Source organism: Acinetobacter sp. WZC-1, assembly GCF_052544965.1.
On record NZ_CP199370.1, the window covers coordinates 287,925 to 307,176 of the forward strand.

Annotated in this window: 16 protein-coding genes and 1 pseudogene; all 17 read left to right on the forward strand. The window is 34.9% G+C overall.

Annotation, left to right across the window (positions count from 1 at the left end; genetic code table 11):
* The first annotated feature begins 126 nt into the window (after positions 1 to 126).
* Positions 127 to 1,265 (forward strand): IS3 family transposase gene (locus ACT6PV_RS01380; protein WP_445114732.1). Its coding sequence is split into 2 segments (ribosomal slippage): positions 127 to 385 and positions 385 to 1,265, totalling 1,140 coding nucleotides; the frame shifts between segments, so codons are not numbered across the junction.
* Between the two features lie 30 nt (positions 1,266 to 1,295).
* Positions 1,296 to 1,619 (forward strand): annotated as a pseudogene (locus tag ACT6PV_RS01385) (transposase); the annotation flags it as partial.
* Between the two features lie 346 nt (positions 1,620 to 1,965).
* Entirely contained in the window at positions 1,966 to 2,220 is a 255-nt protein-coding gene (locus ACT6PV_RS01390; RefSeq protein WP_445114733.1) for an RHS repeat domain-containing protein, read from the forward strand.
* Between the two features lie 59 nt (positions 2,221 to 2,279).
* Entirely contained in the window at positions 2,280 to 9,197 is a 6,918-nt protein-coding gene (locus ACT6PV_RS01395; RefSeq protein ID WP_445114734.1) for a polymorphic toxin-type HINT domain-containing protein, read from the forward strand.
* Between the two features lie 4 nt (positions 9,198 to 9,201).
* Entirely contained in the window at positions 9,202 to 9,720 is a 519-nt protein-coding gene (locus ACT6PV_RS01400) for a hypothetical protein (RefSeq protein ID WP_445114735.1), read from the forward strand.
* Positions 9,721 to 9,805: 85 nt separating this feature from the next.
* A complete protein-coding gene (gene gspG, locus ACT6PV_RS01405; RefSeq protein ID WP_445114736.1) occupies positions 9,806 to 10,222 on the forward strand; it encodes a type II secretion system major pseudopilin GspG in 417 nt (138 codons plus the stop codon).
* A gap of 34 nt (positions 10,223 to 10,256) precedes the next feature.
* The gene (locus ACT6PV_RS01410; RefSeq protein WP_445116987.1) at positions 10,257 to 10,610 is read left to right on the forward strand and encodes a hypothetical protein; all 354 of its coding nucleotides are present in this window, start codon (positions 10,257 to 10,259) and stop codon (positions 10,608 to 10,610) included.
* A gap of 62 nt (positions 10,611 to 10,672) precedes the next feature.
* The gene (locus tag ACT6PV_RS01415; RefSeq protein ID WP_445114737.1) at positions 10,673 to 11,062 is read left to right on the forward strand and encodes a hypothetical protein; all 390 of its coding nucleotides are present in this window, start codon (positions 10,673 to 10,675) and stop codon (positions 11,060 to 11,062) included.
* A gap of 91 nt (positions 11,063 to 11,153) precedes the next feature.
* Positions 11,154 to 12,347 (forward strand): type II secretion system F family protein, encoded by a 1,194-nt coding sequence (locus tag ACT6PV_RS01420; protein WP_445114738.1) that lies wholly within the window; start codon positions 11,154 to 11,156, stop codon positions 12,345 to 12,347.
* A complete protein-coding gene (locus ACT6PV_RS01425; RefSeq protein ID WP_445114739.1) occupies positions 12,344 to 13,855 on the forward strand; it encodes a GspE/PulE family protein in 1,512 nt (503 codons plus the stop codon). Before ACT6PV_RS01420 ends, ACT6PV_RS01425 begins: the two co-directional genes overlap by 4 nt.
* Positions 13,833 to 14,561 (forward strand): hypothetical protein, encoded by a 729-nt coding sequence (locus tag ACT6PV_RS01430; RefSeq protein ID WP_445114740.1) that lies wholly within the window; start codon positions 13,833 to 13,835, stop codon positions 14,559 to 14,561. Before ACT6PV_RS01425 ends, ACT6PV_RS01430 begins: the two co-directional genes overlap by 23 nt.
* A gap of 1 nt (position 14,562) precedes the next feature.
* Positions 14,563 to 15,015 carry a hypothetical protein gene (locus ACT6PV_RS01435; protein ID WP_445114741.1) on the forward strand — a complete coding sequence of 151 codons (453 nt, stop codon included), beginning with the start codon at positions 14,563 to 14,565 and terminating at the stop codon, positions 15,013 to 15,015.
* Positions 15,012 to 15,506, forward strand: coding sequence for a hypothetical protein (locus tag ACT6PV_RS01440; protein WP_445114742.1), 495 nt, complete (start codon positions 15,012 to 15,014; stop codon positions 15,504 to 15,506). The genes ACT6PV_RS01435 and ACT6PV_RS01440 overlap by 4 nt, the downstream gene beginning before the upstream one ends.
* Position 15,507: 1 nt before the next feature.
* On the forward strand, positions 15,508 to 16,086 hold the full coding sequence (locus ACT6PV_RS01445) for a hypothetical protein (protein WP_445114743.1): 579 nt from the start codon (positions 15,508 to 15,510) through the stop codon (positions 16,084 to 16,086).
* Positions 16,083 to 18,401, forward strand: coding sequence for a secretin and TonB N-terminal domain-containing protein (locus ACT6PV_RS01450; RefSeq protein WP_445114744.1), 2,319 nt, complete (start codon positions 16,083 to 16,085; stop codon positions 18,399 to 18,401). Before ACT6PV_RS01445 ends, ACT6PV_RS01450 begins: the two co-directional genes overlap by 4 nt.
* Positions 18,398 to 18,874 (forward strand): prepilin-type N-terminal cleavage/methylation domain-containing protein, encoded by a 477-nt coding sequence (locus tag ACT6PV_RS01455; protein WP_445114745.1) that lies wholly within the window; start codon positions 18,398 to 18,400, stop codon positions 18,872 to 18,874. Before ACT6PV_RS01450 ends, ACT6PV_RS01455 begins: the two co-directional genes overlap by 4 nt.
* Before the next feature lie 5 nt (positions 18,875 to 18,879).
* The gene (locus ACT6PV_RS01460) at positions 18,880 to 19,251 is read left to right on the forward strand and encodes a type II secretion system protein (RefSeq protein WP_445114746.1); all 372 of its coding nucleotides are present in this window, start codon (positions 18,880 to 18,882) and stop codon (positions 19,249 to 19,251) included.
* Position 19,252: the final 1 nt, after the last annotated feature.

A 19,252-nucleotide genomic window follows, 5' to 3' on the forward strand; every position in this document is an offset into this window, starting at 1 on the left:
GCCCCTAGTTTTTTAATCACATAACTGGACTGCCACCACTCTCCTGGACAAATATCGTCTATTATTGGACTGCCACCACTCTCCTGGACAAATATCGTCTATTATTTTTGCATAGGAGAGAACATTATGAGCGGACAACGATACACCCCGGAATTTAAAGATGAAGCTGTTAAATTGATTACTGAACGTGGATATTCTGTCACTGATGTCGCAGAACGTTTAGGGGTATCACAGCACAGCATTTATAAATGGCTAAAGGCAGTACAGCCTTTACGCAGCAACCCGGATGAACATGAACTGCTTGAGGCAAAGAAAGAAATCCTGCGTCTTAAAAGTCAGCTTAAACAGACTGAAGAGGAACGGGATATCTTAAAAAAGGCCGCAAGGTACTTTGCAAGCCTGCCCGAGTAAAGTATCAGTTTATTCTTGAATACAGCCATCAATTTAAGATTAAAACGATGTGTCGGGTTCTTGGGATTGCCCGTGCTGGCTATTACGTTTGGTTGCATGAACCTGAATCAGGCAGGACTATTGAAGATAAGCGATTATTACAGCTCATCCGTTCTTCTTATGATGCCAGTTATGGCATCTATGGTTATCGTCGCATCACGCTGGATCTTAAAGAGCTGGGTGAAAGCTGTGGACCTAATCGTGTGCTGAAGATCATGAAGAACAATGGTATTACCGCTGTTCGAGGATATAAGAAGCATAAAAGCCATAGTCACGGTCGTCCTCAGATTGTTCCACCAAACCATTTAAATCGAGAGTTTGTCGTAAACACACCTGACACCTCCTGGGTGACTGATATAACTTACATTCGCACCTGGCAAGGCTGGTTATATCTGGCTGTGGTTCTTGATTTATATTCGAGAAAAGTTATCGGTTGGTCAATGAAACCTACGCTTGCCAGGAATATCGTATTGGATGCGCTTTTAATGGCAGTATGGCGACGCAGACCCAATGAACCTGTGATCATACACTCAGACCAGGGCTCACAATACAGCAGCGCAGACTGGCAGAAATTCTGTCAGAAGCATAATTTGGTTCCGAGTATGAGTCGTCGCGGAAATTGCTGGGACAATGCCGTTGCTGAATCCTTTTTCAGCAGCCTGAAGAAGGAAAGAATTAAAAAGAGAATCTATAAAACTCGAGAAATGGCCCGTGCAGATGTGTTTGATTATATCGAGATGTTTTACAATCGAATCAGACGTCATTCGCATCTTGATGGGATGAGCCCAGAAGCATTTGAGGCAGCTTCAAAATGAGGCTGTCTCGTGTCCAGGATACTGGGAGCAGTCCACTTCAATAATTTCAAAGCATTCTTTGCAGCACTGAAACATAACTATTCTCATTTGTTCAAAAGCTTACCTTGCTACCAGCGCATGATTTATTTGATCAATACACACCAACTGACTTTACATGCCTTGTATTATGCATTGATGAAAGATCATCAAAGTCATTATCTATGGATTGATTCAACAACATTACCTGTGTGTAAAAATCAGCGGATTCAACGATATAAATCCATGATCGTGATTGCAACGCGCGGTAAAAGCTCAATGGGCTGGTTCTTTGGCTGTAAGTTGCATTTAATTATGAATCAGTCAGGAGACAAAGCAAAACTCTATACAAGCCGATGATCCGGCTTAGGCAAACAGCAACTTAAACAGTATTCTGGTTAATTATGAAATATTTGTATTGGTATTGTGGTTTTTTATAAAATTGTGTATTTTATAAGAATATTTTTAATGAAAGTAAAGAGTCATAAGAATGAAAAAAATAGTAGTGCTTTGGTTTCAGCCGTTCTTCTGGGGGCAGGCATATGCGTCTGATTACTTCGGAAAAGTATCCGTGATACATGTGCGGGATGCTGATGGATTGATTTTTGGTATATAGAAGGCATATGTTGGGGGATGGTGAAGATATTAACATGTTATTAATTAGAAAATAAAAAAGAGTCGTCAAATGGAAAAGATTTTTTTAGTGCTTTTAATTACGTTTTGTGCCCATTTTCAGGTTCATGCTGAGACAGCCGATTATAAATATGATAGTTTTGGTCGGTTGATCGAAATCATTTATAGCAGCGGTAAAAAAGTAGTTTATACCTATGATGCTATGGGAAATAGATTGACGATGACAGGCACCAATGCGGATGGTTCGGAAATCGTTGATTTAGAATGGCTGGCATCGATCTTAAGTTTAATCTTGGATGATGAATAATAAGAATTGGTTCTTAATAGCGTACTGAAATATATTGATTGAAGATGTAGGTAATGAAAATGTATAAATATAAACTGCTGGTGGTATCATTATTTTTGATGAACCAGGCGATGGCAGCTGAAACAGAAATTTCAGCAAGTTTGGATGGGGATGTTAGTGTTAGCGATCTTGGCGTTTTGAATTATTCCATTCCAGTTGAAATTCCACCATCCATCAATGGTTTTACACCAAAATTAACGCTGGATTATAGCGGTCAATCATCTGATGGTATTTTAGGAGTGGGTTGGTCTGTAAATGGAATTTCTGCAGTTTCTCGATGCATGTCGAAAGAGGGTTATATAAGTACACCGACTGCAGTTTCTAGTGAATATTATAGACCACCATCATATCAACCTACAAGCCCATTTGCTAATTCAAACTTTTGTTTGGATGGAAAGCGATTAATTGTAACAAAAAATGTAACAGATGGCAGTCAAGTGGAATTTCATTTGGAAAATGATGAATTTTCCAAAATAAAAATGGTTTTAGAAGCTGGAACTAATGGAGCTATCGAAAAGTTTGTTGTAACGCAGAAAAACGGCATAGTTAAAGAATACGCAAAAACTCTTAAAATTAATAAAAAAAATGCTCAAGGGCAGTATGAAAATGAAAAGTATGGGGGACTATTACTTGAATTACCTTATATTTGGGGTTTAACTTCTCAAAAAGATGTGAATGGAAACTATTGGAGCATTGAATATCTGGAAGATAAAAAAACAGATGGGTTGTATCCTAAAAGCATTAAATATACGGGTAATACAAATGGGGCTTCTCCTCTAAACTCAATTGATTTTGAATATTTGGATCGAAACTTTTTTGAAAAATCAGTGGCTTATAATGAAGGAAGCACAATAATTTCAGATAAAAAACTTTCAAAGCTGAATTTGAAAGTTAATAATGTAATTAAAGGAGAATATCGATTTAACTATGAAGATATTAATGATACACAAGCGAATAAAGTACGATTAAAAAGCATTGATTTCTGTAGTGTAAGTGGTGCAGATAAAAACTGTATTGTTCCGACGCAGTTACAATGGAGCTCTTATGGGAGTGATAAGTTATATTTCTCATCTGGGTTGGTCCCAGGGGTATCGGTTCTTGAGGATTTACCATTAAGTGAAAAAATACAGACTGTTCGGCTGAATGATGTAAAAAATAGCCGAGTTCAAAATCTTAAAATTTTGAGTATTAAAGGAAATGATTTAAAAATTTATGCGAACAGTTCTAATCTTGATAGTCAAGGAAAGATTACTTTGAATCATCCACTCTTTGGTAGTTTTAAAGAGTGGAAGCCAATTATCATGGATGTTAATGGTGACGAAATCTCAGATCTGGTGATTTATGGTAAAGATGCATCAAATAATGTTTCTTTAGTGGAATATATCTCATCCTTTAATCAATCAGGTAAACGTCAATTTACTTTCTTTAAAGTATTGGAAAACATTATTAATTCTGTAGCTCCTTTAGCAGACCATGCAGTTCGAGATACGAATAAAGATGGCATACTGGATTTAGAATTTAAATTTATTGATGCAAATACAATCCGTTTTGATACTATTGAGTTGGATTTACAAGGAAATAAAACAAGTTCAAAAAGTATTCCTGTAGATAGTGATTCAATCAATATGTTAAAAACTAAAATTGGCCCAGACTTTAGAGCCAATATGTTGATTGGTAGTTTTTCAAAAGCATATAAAAGCCCACAAGTAAAATTTTATTATTTTGATAATGATGGACTGCAGTTATGTTATTTCAATGGTGTTATTATTAATAATAACGCTGTTTGTACTAAATATACACTTATACAAGGGACAGAGAGTCAAAGTTACAAAGACTATGAATTCTCTGTGGTCGATTATAATAAAGATGGTTTAGATGATATTGTCTTGTCTAAAGTGGAGCGTTTAAGTATAGCAAATAGTACTGACACCCATTTTAAAGAAAAATTCCTCCCTATACTTTCAAAGGGGAATGATAGCTATGAAAAACAAGCATTAACTGAAACTAGCCCATATACAATAAATACCACAGGGTGGTCAACCACCGCATGGGCGGAGAACTTCTCAAGACCAATATTTTCTGATTTTAATCAGGATGGCTATGTTGACTTATATCGCTATACTACGGTTGATGAACCTAATTTAATTGGGCATTTATTAAGCTATAATAAAACTTATGAAACCTTTAATCACTCTATGAAAGGATGGAGTAAACCACCAAATAATAGCTTGGTGCAGGCACTATATGCAGTATCAGGGTTGCCATCAAATGTTACTTCTCAAAACTATATGTTGAGCTTTATTCCTGAACCAAATTTAGATCTCAACCTTGATGGATATCCAGATGCAGCTTTTTTAATCCTTGCGCGTTCAAGATCAAATGGCAAAGCTTATGCCTATTCATTTACTTCGCGGATAATCAAGAAAAGCAGTGCGGATCAATTAATTGTAGGACAATTAGCGCCATATCCTGAGTTTCAGGATTTGTTGTCAAGTGTTGATCAGGGAGATGGTAAAAAAGTTAATATTAGATATAAGAACCAGGTACAGTTACCAGATTCTGTAGAGAAAAAGCCTTTTCCTGTGCGAAGCACAGAAGCTCCAATGTTGGTGGTTGATAATATAATAAATTTGTTGAATGGCGTGGTTGGATCAAAAATAAGTTATAACTTTTTCTCTCCACGCGTTGACGTAAAAGAAGGAAAATATTTAGGCTTCGAACGTAAGAATATAAAAACTGAATCTTATAATAGAAACATATCTGGAAATAATATTACCAATACTACTGAGTCGGACACAATATTTAATCAAAACGTTGATTTTTTAGGCATGCCCAAATCTATCGTAAACAAAGTCAATGATGCATTAGTCTCCAAAGTTACTGTTGCAGATGCAGATTTTGTCAGTGATAGTGCTTATCCTTTGGGTGGTGTTAAATTTCCACGGATAAAAACGACAACAACAGAAAATTATGATCTTGGGAAATTTATTTCACGGAGCATAAATACAAATAGCTATGAAAAGGTATTTGGGAATTTATTAGAATCAACAGTACAAACCATCAGTGCAGATGGAAATACCACTCATAGCACTAAAGTAAACGCAAATTACACAGCAAATGATCTGGCTAATTGGAAACCAGGACTGGTTGCAGAGCGGATAGTAACTACCAGTCGCACGGGTGAGGCAACAATTGTAAAAAAAGATGCGTTTGAATATGATGATAAACAGCGCATAAAAAAAACCATTTCGGAGCCTGAAGATCTCGCATTCAAAGTGCAAACTGACTTTCAATATGATGTATATGGTAATCCGATAAAAGTTACAGTCAGCGGGACAGGCAGTGCTGCGGATACAGGCATTGGTTCAAAAAGTGTAACAACGGCTTATGAAGCTGGCAATGGTTATCCTGCTGGGGTATTTAGAACTAAAGAAAGCAATGATTTGGGGCAACAAGCAAGCTTTACTTATGATGCAACGACGGGGCAATTACTCAGTACTACCGATATTAATGGGGTGACCAGTACTCAGAGTATTGATGGGTTGGGTCGAGTTATTTCAAGTAAACCTGCAGGTGGTGCGCAAACAGATGTTAGCTATGAGTTATGTAAAACGTTTGTAAGTATTGGTTCAAACTCCAGGGCATGTGAAACAGGCGAAAATTATAAAATTACGACTACGATAGCGTTGAATGCATCAGTCATTGTTTATAAGGATGCGCTTGGAAATGTAAGAAGAACGATCACAAAAGCTTATGACAATGTGAATGATGTTATTGTCCGCAATGAATATGATGCATCGGGTCGTTTATACCGCAGTAGTGAGCCGACATTGAGTAATGTAGGGTATGGTAACTTACAATGGACCGTGGTTGAGTATGATGCATTAGGTCGTGTTACGAAAATTGTTGCACCGGGCAATCAGGTGACAACATACAATCGCAATGGTCTTGAAGTAACCATGACCAATGCAAAACAACAAAAACGTACTGAAAGATCAAATATCGCCAATGAAACAATTGAAATTATAGATCATGACGGCAATAGCTTAAAATACAAGCGAGATGCTTTAGGTCGGTTAACCCAGACGACAGACGCAATAGGGCGTAATATTGTTCTTACTTTGGATAAAAATGGCAATAAACTTCAGCAAGTTGATCCAAACTTAGGAACCTGGAATTATCGTTATAATGTGCTTGGTCAACCTATTTGGCAACAAGATGGGAAAGGACAACAAACGACCTTCCAATACGACAACTTAGGTCGATTAATCAAACGCACTGAACCCGATTTGGTATCGGAGTGGAAATGGGATACCAGTGCCAATGGTAAAGGGCAAATAGCACAGGTAAGTTCAACCAACGGTTTTGTACAAACTTTTGCCTATGACAGCTTTGGCCGACCGTACCAAAGTACGACCAGTAAAAGTATCGATCCTAAAGCGCAAGGTGCAGGTGATACAAACTTTATCAATAAATGGAATTATGATGCGGCAGGGCGTGTTTTAGCTTATGCATACCCAACAGGGTTTGGGTATCGTAATATTTACGATACCAACGGTTATTTAAAAGAAGTAAGAAGTATTGCAGGAAACCAACTGTATTGGACAGCAAATGAGCGTGATGCGCGTGGTAATGTAACAAAGGAAACACTGGGTAATGGGTTGATTACCACAAGAAGTTATAAACCAGATACAGGTTTTATTGATTCAATTAATACTGGAAATTTCTCAATACAACAAAATAGCTACGCTTTTGATGCGCTTGGAAATTTGACCAATCGTAACCAAAACCTGGCAGGTATTTCAAATAATGAAGCTTTTACTTATGACAACATCAATCGCTTAAAGACGGTTGTGAATCAACAAGGACAAACAACATCGGTTAACTACGATGCGATTGGGAATATTACTCAAAAAACCTCAAATTTAGATTATACCCCTGCAAAAGAACAAGCTTATAGCTGGAATAGCTTTAATATGCCTATAAGCATTCAGCAGGGCAGTGATTCTGAAAGTTTTCTTTATGATGCAAATCATCAGCGTGTAAGACGTACCAGTATTGAAGATGGAAAAACCACAACGACAGTATATATCAACCCACGTATAGATACTGGTGGTACATTTGAGAAGACTTACTTACCAAATGGAACGACTGAATATACGCATTACATCTATGCCAATGGAGATGCTATTGGTAGCTATGTGTCTAATGATAAAGGTGTAGCACCAACAGGTGATTTAGGTAGCGCCTATAATACGGGTGTGGCACCAAATAGTGCATCAGCTGGTATTGATAAAACAGGACCATACCGTTACTTCCATAATGATCATTTGGGTTCGATTGAGGTAATTACAGATTCGGCAGGTAATCCAATTGAGCGCTTAAGTTATGACCCTTGGGGCAAACGTCGCAATGTTAATGGCAGTGAAAGTGAAGTAGAGATCAACGGAGAAAAAAGTTCTCGGGGCTATACTGCACATGAGATGTTAGACAATATTGGCTTAATCCATATGAATGGTCGAGTTTATGACCCGAAAATTGGACGATTCATAAGTGCAGATCCAAACATTGATGGGGCAGATGACACGCAGGGTTATAATCGTTATGCGTATGTAAGGAATAATCCTGGGACACTTTTAGACCCGAGTGGGTATGGATTATTCAGTAGGGCATTAGGTGCAATTGGTTTAAAAAGTGCTGGAAAGGCGATAGATAAAGCCTTTACTGACACCGGAAAGGCTATAGTTTCGGTAATGGATAAATGGAACCTGTGTGATGCAAGTAAGGGAAATTGTGGTTTTGAAGTAGGTGCGGGGAATAATCCTAATAATCAAGGAATAGGTGGAGCTCAAAATGGACAAAATACAATACAGCCATATATAGGGTTAAATGGTAATAATAATTATAAAATAGTATTCTCCTATGAGAATAACCAATTAGAGTTTAATAGTTTTGATTATAATGGTATTAAAATCAATGCTAATTTATTTTCTTCGAACTCTAATAATGTTTCTGGATTTGATGATCCAAGAACGATTCCAGATAAGTTAGCGTTAAGTGAAGAAGACAGGGCAGAAGGGTTGGCTGTAATTAATAATGAATTACAAGCATTTAATAGTGAATTGTCACTGGGTATCGTACCTTGGCCAGAATCTGCTGGATATTTGGGGGGAACACTTGGAGTGGCTTTTGGTTTCTTCAATGGTTCTTTTGGGGTAAGATCTGCTCAAAAATTGCAAGGAGTATTTGGTTCTGTATTGAGTATTTTGAACCGTTCGCCTTGTGGCTGTTTTGATGATGATACGCCTGTTTTAACAAAAGAGGGCTATAAACGTATTGTTGATATTAACGTTGGAGATTTGATTCTTGCACGTAATGAAGAAAATGGTGAAGTTGCATATAAACCAGTAAGTCGAGTGTTTGTTGTACCTAACCGTCGTATTTATTTGTTAACGATTGAGGATGCTCAAGGTAAACAAACTGTTATTGAAGTCTCGGATGACCATCCTTTCTGGGTTGTAGGTAAAAAATGGGTTGAAAGTATTGATTTAAAAGAAGGTGACCAACTTTTAGATGCCAATAATCACGTACTTAAATTTGTTTCATTGCTTGCAACAGATCGTGTAGAAACCACTTATAATTTGGAGGTTGAAGGTTATCATACTTACTTTGCAGGTGATGCAAATGTATGGGTGCATAATGCTAATTGTATATTTGGATCTACACAGTTAGCTGCTGAAGCAGCAGAAAAATTGGGTTATAAGCGAGTTAAAGAATTTCCATTTAACAGTCATGGTCAGGCGGTATTTAAAAAGGGCAACAAATATATCAGCCCTGAAGTTGCTCCAGCGCACAATGGTGGGATTTGGAAGGTTTTTGATCATAAAGGAAAACGACTAGGAACAGCTGATGCTGATCTAAATATTTTTAAGAGATAATAGAATGCTTAATTTGATAAAATTTTTCCCCGAAGAAGGGACTGTTGGTATTTTTTTAGATGATGAGTATGAGAGATTTATTTTAAGTACGAAAGATTGGACAAAAGGTGATTATATCAATCAATGGAAGCATGCTGTAATGTATGCATTAAAGAATCGTGAAGTATCAGGAATTATTAAATATTATGAATGTGCTAAATCTAAAGTAAAAAAAATGAGTATATATACGATTATTCCTGAAGAGCAGACTAAGTCAAGTGATGATTTTTTTTCAGAGAGTGATGCCAATGATTTTTTTATTACAGAAAGTTTTCTTTTTATTACGGAAAATGAAAAAACATTTACATCAAATGAACCTTTTGATCAAATTAAAGAGACTTATGGTAATTATTTTCCAATTTTTTATTTTGATAAATATAGAATAGATAAATTTTATTTATATTTGTCAGATAATATACATGGTATGTCAAGTTGGAAAATTAAAGCAGAAGATCTGGAAAGTGTCTTGAATCTATCTGAATGATTTTTTGCTTATTGATCCAACTTATTGTTTTGTAAATATTAAATTATTGTTAATTCTTTAGTGTAAATATAGATGGGTAGAACTAATGGGGAGAGCAAATTACAAAGGCTTCACCTTGCTGGAACTAATGATCGTTCTTGTAATCATTGGCTTGCTCGCTGGTATTATTGGACCAAACCTATTTAAAAACTTAGATAAGTCTGAGAAAACGACAGCCAAGTCACAAGTGGATGCTTTAACCAAGGCGATTGATCAATATCGTATAGATAATGGTGCATTTCCTGACAATAGTAATGGACTTAATGCATTGTTGGTTGCACCTTCGGGTGCACCACGCTGGAATGGGCCTTATATCAAAAAAATTCCACTTGATCCGTGGGGAATGTCCTATCAGTACCAACTTCCGGGACAGCATAATCCAACAGAGTATGATGTTTATTCATTTGCTAAAGACAAGGCAGTTGGAGGGAAAGATGATGCTGCAGATATTGGTAATTGGTAAAAAAACATCTGTAAATTTCAAATGGGGAAAAGTGATGGGTATAAAAAAAGTGATAAAGAACTTGGTGTTGAGTTCAATATTATTTACGAGTACGATATATGCAAGTACTTATACAGGTAAAATATCTTCAATTATTGTTAGAGATTCTGATGGGCTTGTATATGTACATATAGCTGGAGAGAGAGTAGGGAATACGCCTGAATGTGCAAAAAAACATAACTATATGATGATAAAAAATGAAAATAATGCTACAGGTAAAAGACAACTTGCACAGCTATTAATGGCTCAGGCAACAAATAAAAAAGTTGTAATTACTGGCTATGAAACATGTAGCCGTTGGATAGATGGGGAAGATATTAACTATGTTGATATCAGAACAAACAACTAATTTTTTTAAATATTCTAATTGCTAATACTTTTAGTGATTAAAAAAGAAGGGCTTATTGAAAAATGAAAAATATAAGATGGAACGGAAAATACAGAACACTTATACGCTATATTTGTGTAGGTATTTTCTTGGGCAGTACGACAATAGCGGCTGCTACTGAGTTTGACCTCAATAATCTGACAATAAAAAAAATTCGTGCTGTAGGTAATTATAGCAGTCCCATTTATGCAAATACAGTTGAGCTTTGGTTTACAACGCCATTAACTTATCCAAATGGAATGAAGTGTAATGAAATAACACGTGTTTATGTCGATGTTAAACACAAGCATATTATTTCGACTGCTTATCTAGCTGTTGCAAGCAAGAAAAAAGTAAATATCCATATCGATGATGCACTACCAATAAGAACAGGCGCTTGTGAAATATCATTTTTAGATTTAGAAAATACTTAAATGCGTTGTCAGTAGATAAAAAGGGTTGTTAGGTTGAAAACATACATGCTTCAAAATATTAAACTAGAATTTTTTATATAGGATTAAAATAATGCCTATTTATAAAGTTCGTTTAATCAATTCTGATGGAATTCAACAAGAACTCAAAATCGAAGGTCAAAATGGGATAACTGTGAAAAACCAGTTAATTGCTCAAAATAAGTACGTTATTGATATTTTGGAACAAAAAAAATCATTTACTTTTAAGAAGCCCAATAGTTTTAATGTAGTTATATTTGTACACGAACTTAAAACCCTTTTAAGTTCTGGCTTGTCTATAACAGAGGGTTTAGATGTTTTATTGAGTCATCATAGTATTTCACAATCAAACTCTCCAATTACACAAATTCGAGAAGCCTTGAACCAAGGTAAGCCACTTTCTCAAGCCATGATTTTATGTGGAACAGATGTATTTCCACCATTACTTATCGCGACAATTTCAGCCAGTGAAAAGAATGGCACAATTGTAGAGGCATTAAATAGTTATATAAAATATGATGAACAAATTTCTTCACTTAGAAATAAAATATATAATGCAGCTATGTATCCATTGCTTCTAGTTGGAATTGCATTGTTAGTTACATTATTTTTATTGATGTATTTAGTACCACGTTTTGGTGCCATTTATGAAGGTGTTGATATCGACTTACCACTTGCTTCAAAGTTAATGTTGGAACTTGGCGTTTGGTTAGGTGAATACCGTTGGTGGGTTATTGCTATAATTTTATTCGGTTTTATTTGGATAACACGAAAAATACTCATGCAAGGCATAGAGAATACCTTAATGTTCTTACTTTCAGGATTTAAACCATTAAAAGTACGCTTAGAAACTTTGTATCTGTCTCGGTTTTTTAGAGGCTTGGCACTATTACTTGATGCTGGTGCTACTGTTATTCAATCTTTTGATATGCTTGAAACAGTATTGTCCCCGAAACAACAGCAACAATTAAAACAAGCAAAAGTTTTAGTTTTACAAGGCAACAGCATTAGTAATGCGTTATACGAATCAAAATTGAATACGGCAGTTTCTTCTAGATTACTCGCAGCAGGCGACCAAAATGGTGAAATATCGGCGATGCTTAGACAGTCTGCCGATTTTCATGATCTGGATTTGAGCCAATTCATTGAACGTTTTTCACGTCTATTAGAACCTGTGCTGATGCTGGCAATTGGGGTTTTCATCGGTCTTATTGTTGTATTACTTTATATGCCTATTTTTGAAATGGCGAGTGGAATACAGTCATGAGTCTCGTTAAACGGTGGTTTAAAAAACAAGATATTGCCTTATTAAAACCGCAATTTCACTATATAAATCGTAAACTTGCAATACAACAACAATGCTTTGTGGCATTGTTTGAAAATCAACTTTGGGTTATTTTTTTTAAAGAACCTATTTTTAATGATTTAACGTGGCTAGGCTACACTCTAGATCAGGAATTCCAAATAGGGCAGATCCAAAGTGATGAACTCAATTTTTATAATCAGTTGATCGTTGAATCACATCAAGAAGATGTGGAAAGTTTTACAGTTAAAACAACGCATCAAGTTCTAGAACAACAAAGTACAGACGATAACCCAGTTATTCAATTGGTTAATCAAGTCTTAAAGGATGCTTATCAAAAAGGTGCAAGTGATATTCATTTTGAAAATACCTTGCAAGGGCTAGTCATCAAAAGCCGTATAGACGGTGTTTTAGTTGAAACTACAAACCTATTGGAACGTACTTTAGCTGAACACACCATATCACGTCTTAAAGTCTTGGCTGAATTGGATATTGCTGAAAGACGTATTCCTCAGGATGGTCGATTATCCGTAAAGCTTGAAGGACAGGATGTCGATTTACGAATATCCATTATGCCGGGTTTACATGGTGAAGATGCGGTATTGCGAATTTTGGATAAAAAAGCATTAACCCAAAATGATGATCCGTTGAATCTTGAATTGCTGGGTTTTGATCAAAAAACAATGTCAGAAATTCGGCAGCTCGCACTTCAGCCTTATGGCATGATGTTGGTAACAGGTCCAACAGGCTCGGGGAAGACCACAACACTTTATGCATTGCTTTACGAACAACATGATGGACAACAAAAAATTATTACCATTGAAGACCCAGTAGAGTATCAAATTAAAGGAACTCTACAGATTCCAGTGAATGAAAAAAAAGGACTCACCTTTGCGCGTGGGCTTCGTTCGATCCTAAGACATGATCCAGATAAAATATTGGTTGGGGAAATCCGTGATCATGAGACCGCTGATATTGCAGTACAAGCAGCCTTAACGGGGCATTTAGTTTATACATCGGTTCACGCCAATCATGCATTAGATGTGATCGGGCGTTTCAGGCATATGGAAATAGATTTGTTTGGTTTTGTCAGTAGTTTAAACGGCATCATTGCACAAAGATTAATACGCTTAAATTGTACATATTGTAAACAGCCTATTCAGCAAGATCCTAAACTAATTGAATATTCCGGTATTCAAGAATCTGAATTAAATCAATATAATTTTTATCAAGGAACGGGTTGCGAACATTGCCAAGGAACAGGATATAAAGGCAGACAAGCAATTGCTGAAGTGCTCATCATGACGGATGAACTTAGAGAATTAATGATTCAAGGGATTCCAATTGGTCAAATACGCAAAGTACTTCAAACACAAGGCATGCGATTTCTACGACAACAAGCACTCGCTGTAGTTGCTGCAGGTGATTCAACTTTACAGGAAATTAATCGTGTCACTTTTGTGGAAAGATAAAATATTACAACTCACATTGGGTAATGGTCATTATCATTGGGCATTTATTGATAAGAAAATGATAAAAATGGGGAGTAGTTCTAGTTTCGTCGAATTGATGGAATTCCTAAAAAAAATCAATGTTAAACGTGTAAAAATGGAGATAACGTTATTTAGTGAAATATGCCGTTATGCTACAATTCCCGCATTACAGACATGGCCAGAACAAGCAGCCTTAGATTTTTTGATGAAACAACAATTAAAAAAACAATATCCTGATCTTGATATTGCCCAATATGTACTATTACATGATCAGATAAAATTTAAAATGCCGACTGTGATTACAGCCGTTCCGATTAAATTTTGGAATGAAATTGAGCAAATTAATGCAATCATAAAAATTGACTCCATCATTACGGATGTTATAAAAATATGGAATAATTATGAAATGTTTCTTCATGAGTCAAGTTTGTTGGTTTTAAAACAGAAAATGGCAATTTTAGTTCATTATCAAAATAAGAAAATTGTTGAGATCAATTCTTTTCCAAAAACAATGATTAATCATATTCAATATGATCATAAATTTGACTTTTCAAATATGGAATATGCATCAAAAGCATTTGTAAATGGCTTTGGCCTTGAAGGGCGTTTACTTCTGCCTGCACATTTGGAAAGTTATATTACAGAGAATGAAAATCAAGCAATGAACCTGCTGGGATCAAAATAAAATGACGAAAGTGGCTTTTGTATTAAAAGGAAAAAAGTATCAAAAGTTATTTTTAATGATCAATATTTTTATACTTTTTTTAATTATTTTTACTGTATTTAGATTGCTATACCTTATTGTTGATTATAAAAAAGAATCAAGTCTTTTTGAGAAAAATAGTGAAACTTTAAATCAAGTTACTCAAGGAAATATTCCTCAGGAAAACCATAAAAATAAAATTGATATGCTTGTTTTAGATAAATTAATGCAAGCCCGCAGTACGCAAACAAATTATAATCATATTCAATATGCAGTTAATAAAGAGTTAATAGTCAGCGGAAATACAAAAAATCCAACAGATGTTAACTTAATTGTAAGTAATGCTTCAGCTAAACAGTTAAATTTAGCGATTGTTCAAGTTCAAATAGATGCTGAGAAGAGTGTGAATTTTGAACTAAAGCAGGTGCTTAAATGAAAAATTTTAAGCTAAGAATGAAATGGTATTTTGATCAGTTTTTGTCACAATTGAGCTTGTATCAAGTTATTTTGTTTGGATTGTTCCTTTGGCTATGTGGAGTATGGTTATGGATCATTCCAACATATGAGAGCAGATTGCAAAGTATTCATTCACAAAATATACAAATGAATACGTTCATATCTGAAAATCAAAGTAAATCTAACGAGGAAGAATCAAAACGTATTATTATTAGTGAGCCAATCAATTTCAGTAACTTAATTTCTATTTTGTTTCAGTATGATCTAGTTTTAGAAGATTACAGAGAGTTAAAAACTGATACTTCGAAAAAGTATTTTATCCAAGTAAAAGGAAGTTGGTTGCAAGTACGGCAGTATTTAAATCAATTATCCAAGTTTTATAAAGATGCATTATATATACAATCTATAGATCTACAAAGAGATGAAGTCACTAACCAAGTTAGTCTAAGCATTCGTATTCAGGAGCCATAAGATGAGGGAGGAAATTTTTAATAGTTTAACAAAAGAAAAACGTCGTTTGTTTTCTCTAACTGCTTTAGCTATTGTAGTTGCTTTATGGTGTATGACTTTACCCCCTGTACTAAATACAGACCCTATACTGCAACCCAGGGCACAAAGTGTAGACTCGACTGACGTAGAGCAGTTTTATTCCTTAAATAATGAAGATAATATTGATTTTCATGTTTGGGATTTAAAAGAAATTAAGCCTGAACAAGAAAAAACTAAAGTTATCAATATGAAACCATTAAAAGAAATTAAAGTAGAAAAAGTCGCTCCTATTAAACCGAAAGTTATTACCGAAGTACCTGTTCAGCATATTCCTATTGTTCCAGTTGTTACACAAAGTTCTTTACCGAATGTAAAATACTTAGGGCAAATTATTGACTCAGCGGGATTGCAAGTTTTTTTATCATTCGATAACACCAATGTAGTGATGCGCCCTCAAATTATCTATGATAACATATGGAAAGTTATTAGTGTTGATGATCGTGAAGTTAGACTTGAGTACGTTCCAACAAAACAAATTATTAATGTGTCTAAAATAATATGAAATCAATTTTTTTATCACCCGTGTTTTTTAAATATAGTCTATTAACCTTTAGCATGTTAATAATAGCGGGTTGTAATTCTGCTCTGACTCAACATGAAAAACAAGTTACGTCACTCAATAAATTAAAAGAAGACGCTGAAGAAAGACCTTCAAAATACCGTATTGAGTATACTTTTGAACAGCAACACATAATTAATTTAAGGCTGACACAAGGATTGCAAGAAAAGCGTGCAGGTAATATTGAAGGTGCAATTCTTTTGTTCCAGCAAGTCTTAGATTTTGATCAAAACAATGCCACAGCAAAACAAGAGATTAAATTATTAAAACAAAGGCAACAAAATAAGCCTTTATTAGAATTAGCGCAGAATACTTTTGAAAAGGGAAATAGCGAATCCGCATTAATTATATTAAAAGAAATTTTACAGAGCACCCCCGATTATGAGGATGCGATAAGTTTACGAACAAGAATTTTTGAAGAAAAAAATCGACGATTAATTAATCCACCTCAGATGAATGAAAAACTTACACAGAGGATTTCATTAGAGTTTAAAATTGCTCCAGTACAATCTGTATTAGAAGTGCTTTCTGAACATTCTGGAATAAACTTTATATTAGATAAAGATGCTAAGTTAGATCAAAATACAACGATTTATGCCAAAAATACAACTGTTCAAGAAGCGTTAAATATGATTATGCGAACTTCTGGGCTTGGCTATAAGGCATTAAATTCTAATACATTTTTGATATTTCAAAATACAGCAGAAAAAAGAAAAGCATACGAAGAGATGATAACACGTTCATTTTACTTGGGCTCAGCTGATGCAAAAAATGCACAAGAAATGATTAGTAAACTCTATGAACCAAAATCAATGTATTTTGATGATCGTTTAAAAATGTTAATTATTAGGGATAATACTGATGTATTGGCCAGTATAGAACAGTCTTTGCAGGCATACGATTTACCTACACCTGAAGTCGTCTTAGATATAGAGGTTTTAGAAGTAAATCGAGATACATTATTGGGTCTAGGCATAGACTTTCCAAATCAAATAAGTGTAAAAACATTAAATGACTTAGGCGATGTTGGAAAATTCACATTAAATCAGGTGAAAAATTTAAACTCTAATAATTTGGGATTGGTTGTTGCAGATCCTTTAGCAACATTGAATTTTAAACAAACGAGTAATAAATCAAATTTATTGGCTAATCCGAGAATTCGAGTAAAAAGTCGAGAGGAAGCGAGTTTTTTAATTGGTGATAAAGTCCCCGTTATTACCTCTACAATAGGTGAAAACTCTAATTTTCTGACTCAAAATGTAAATTACTTGGATGTAGGCTTAAAAGTTAATGTAAAACCTGAGGTTAATAAAGATAATCAGGTACAGATTAATATAAAAATGGAGGTTAGTAATATTGCAAAAGAAATACGTGAAGCAAATGGGGTAGTTGCGTATCAAATCGGAACACGAAATGCTTCAACAATCTTGCAGTTAAATAATGGTGAAACACAAATGTTAGCAGGATTAATTCGAGATGATTCGAAAACATCCGCAACACATTTACCTGGCATTGGAAAAATACCATTGCTTGGTCGTTTATTTTCAAACACTTCAGATTCAAAAAATAAAAGTGAAATTGTATTACTTATAACTCCTCGTATAGTAAGACCATTTGAATTACCAGCACCACATATACAAGAGTTCATTTCAGGTACTTTAGATCAGGTGACAACGAGACCATTACGGCTAAATGAATCAGCTAAATATACACCAAATGCAGAATCGATGCTCAGTCAGATGGAAGTAGCATCACCTTCAAGCGCAAGCGCAAGCGCGACTACGACTAATATTGTAGAAGTGGCAGACAAAGCTGTACAAACTGCTAAAGTTACACCTCCAGCGACTACTAGCTATGGTGGGGCACCAGCATCTGCTCAGTTTCAGCTGAGTGGTCCAAGTAGTGTAACTCCAGGACAAGAGTTTACAGTTGCTTTGATTCAGAATACCCCTGCTTTTGAAAGTCTAAAAGTAGATGTTGCACATCCTGAAAGTTGGGAAATGAGTAGGATTGTTTTAGTTGCTCCTTCTGCAAAAATTGAACAAACAAAATTACAAGCGGGGACTCAATTAAACTTTGGTGCAACTCCAGCTCACCAAGGGCCCGCTGCATTATTAACCTTTAAAATTCCGATTGGCGAAGTAAAAGCGAAACGTGAACTCATTGTAGAGCATGGGAGTATTAAACTAGGTGATGGAAAACCAGAAAAGTTTTTAACTGATAAAGTTATAAAAGAAATACAAGTAGAATCAAAATGATTGAAAATCGTGGATTTACTTTTGTTGAATTATTGGTATGTTTAGTGCTATTGGGGATTCTTGCTTCAATTGTTATTCCTGTTACTGAAATTACGTCAAGAAATAGTAAAGAAAAAGATCTAAAACGATCTTTAGTAGAAATTCGACAGGCTATTGATGCATTTAAAACTGCAAGTGAACAAAATAAAATTCCAAAATCTTTTAAAACGGAAACTGGATATCCTTCGAATTTAAAAGTGCTTGAAGGTGTTAAAACTAAAGGTGGTAAAATAGTAGTAGAAAGATTTATTCGTAATATTCCTAGAGATCCTTTTTTTGAAGGGAACATTGAAAATGTTTTACCTGAGGAAACATGGGGGAAGCGGGCTTATTTGAGTGACTATGATAAGCCTAAGAACGGTGATGATGTCTATGATATATATTCATTATCTGAACAAAAAGGGACAAATGGGGTTCCTTATAATCAATGGTAATTTTAATGAAAGATAAAAAAAATAACGGTTTCACAATTGTAGAATTGCTGGTTGTTCTTTCTGTTATTGCATTATTACTTTCAATTATAACGCCAAGATATTTTGGTAAAATTAAAGAAGGGCAAGAGGTTGTATTAAAACAGAATTTATCAACGATAAGACGTGCAATAGATCAGTATTATTCAGACCAAGGAAAATATCCAGATACTTTGGAAAATTTAAAAACAAAAAAATATTTAAGAGAAATACCAGAAGATCCGATCATGAAAAGTCAAGAATGGGAAATTATCAAAACACCCAATGAAGCTGGTATATATGATGTTAAATCAAAGAGTACTGAAGTATCGAGTAACGACAAAATATATGCTGAATGGTAAT

Coding starts and splice junctions, on each gene's coding strand:
- ACT6PV_RS01420 (WP_445114738.1), top strand. CDS start 11,154: ATGCCTATTTATAAAGTTCGTTTAATCAATTCTGATGGAATTCAACAA.
- ACT6PV_RS01400 (WP_445114735.1), top strand. CDS start 9,202: ATGCTTAATTTGATAAAATTTTTCCCCGAAGAAGGGACTGTTGGTATT.
- ACT6PV_RS01445 (WP_445114743.1), top strand. CDS start 15,508: ATGAGGGAGGAAATTTTTAATAGTTTAACAAAAGAAAAACGTCGTTTG.
- ACT6PV_RS01410 (WP_445116987.1), top strand. CDS start 10,257: ATGGGTATAAAAAAAGTGATAAAGAACTTGGTGTTGAGTTCAATATTA.
- ACT6PV_RS01450 (WP_445114744.1), top strand. CDS start 16,083: ATGAAATCAATTTTTTTATCACCCGTGTTTTTTAAATATAGTCTATTA.
- ACT6PV_RS01395 (WP_445114734.1), top strand. CDS start 2,280: ATGTATAAATATAAACTGCTGGTGGTATCATTATTTTTGATGAACCAG.
- ACT6PV_RS01440 (WP_445114742.1), top strand. CDS start 15,012: ATGAAAAATTTTAAGCTAAGAATGAAATGGTATTTTGATCAGTTTTTG.
- ACT6PV_RS01460 (WP_445114746.1), top strand. CDS start 18,880: ATGAAAGATAAAAAAAATAACGGTTTCACAATTGTAGAATTGCTGGTT.
- ACT6PV_RS01425 (WP_445114739.1), top strand. CDS start 12,344: ATGAGTCTCGTTAAACGGTGGTTTAAAAAACAAGATATTGCCTTATTA.
- ACT6PV_RS01390 (WP_445114733.1), top strand. CDS start 1,966: ATGGAAAAGATTTTTTTAGTGCTTTTAATTACGTTTTGTGCCCATTTT.
- ACT6PV_RS01435 (WP_445114741.1), top strand. CDS start 14,563: ATGACGAAAGTGGCTTTTGTATTAAAAGGAAAAAAGTATCAAAAGTTA.
- ACT6PV_RS01455 (WP_445114745.1), top strand. CDS start 18,398: ATGATTGAAAATCGTGGATTTACTTTTGTTGAATTATTGGTATGTTTA.
- gspG (WP_445114736.1), top strand. CDS start 9,806: ATGGGGAGAGCAAATTACAAAGGCTTCACCTTGCTGGAACTAATGATC.
- ACT6PV_RS01415 (WP_445114737.1), top strand. CDS start 10,673: ATGAAAAATATAAGATGGAACGGAAAATACAGAACACTTATACGCTAT.